The following is a 551-nucleotide window of genomic DNA, read 5'->3' on the forward strand; positions in this document are numbered from 1 at the left end:
GTTTTTGTCAGTATCTCGCGAGTGCGGGACTGTGACATCAAATCTCTTAGTTCTTTTATTCTTTCCATATTGAATATATTTGACCTGCTTTTGCTGATCACGCGTACATATGTACGCGTGATCAGTAGAAACAAGGTAGTTTTTAAACAATTCGACATTAATTGATGGCCATCCGAATCCTTTTGGTCGCTGTCTGACTGTCAGTAAGTATGCTAGAGTCCCGTTTCCGTTTCATTACCAACACCACGTCTCCTTGCCCTATCAAAACATTAGCCTTCTCTCCTTTCGCAAGATTGCTCAATTCGTTGATGCTCAATGCTGGACCATATCTCTTGTCTTCTTTGCCCAGAATCAGAAATCCCCTCAATACCATGTGGTTTTACGATATTGGGCATCCATTTCATCCTGAGGGCTGGATTCTTCTCCTGCCTCCCCGAGGTATATTTCTTGATTATGGCCATATGGTCCACAGTGGTTTTTGTCAGTATCTCGCGAGTGCGAGACTGTGACATCAAATCTCTTAGTTCTTTTATTCTTTCCATATTGAATAT

The 551-nt window shown here is 41.7% G+C and carries 3 protein-coding genes; all 3 read right to left on the reverse strand.

The window, feature by feature from the left end:
* On the reverse strand, positions 1-158 hold a 158-nt coding region (locus ACFSJS_RS27950; protein WP_380905297.1), incomplete at its 3' end, for a hypothetical protein.
* Positions 158-373, reverse strand: a complete 216-nt coding sequence (locus ACFSJS_RS27955) for a hypothetical protein (RefSeq protein WP_380905295.1) — start codon at positions 371-373, stop codon at positions 158-160. The genes ACFSJS_RS27950 and ACFSJS_RS27955, both read right to left, overlap by 1 nt.
* Positions 270-542 carry a hypothetical protein gene (locus ACFSJS_RS27960; protein ID WP_380905299.1) on the reverse strand — a complete coding sequence of 91 codons (273 nt, stop codon included), beginning with the start codon at positions 540-542 and terminating at the stop codon, positions 270-272. Before ACFSJS_RS27960 ends, ACFSJS_RS27955 begins: the two co-directional genes overlap by 104 nt.
* Between the last annotated feature and the right edge of the window lie 9 nt (positions 543-551).

This window comes from Streptomyces desertarenae, assembly GCF_042681365.1.
GTDB classification, from domain to species: Bacteria; Actinomycetota; Actinomycetes; order Streptomycetales; family Streptomycetaceae; genus Streptomyces; species Streptomyces desertarenae.

Excerpts from the sequence above, each read along its gene's own strand:
- ACFSJS_RS27955 (WP_380905295.1), bottom strand. The coding sequence starts at position 373 with ATGGTATTGAGGGGATTTCTGATTCTGGGCAAAGAAGACAAGAGATAT.
- ACFSJS_RS27960 (WP_380905299.1), bottom strand. The coding sequence starts at position 542 with ATGGAAAGAATAAAAGAACTAAGAGATTTGATGTCACAGTCTCGCACT.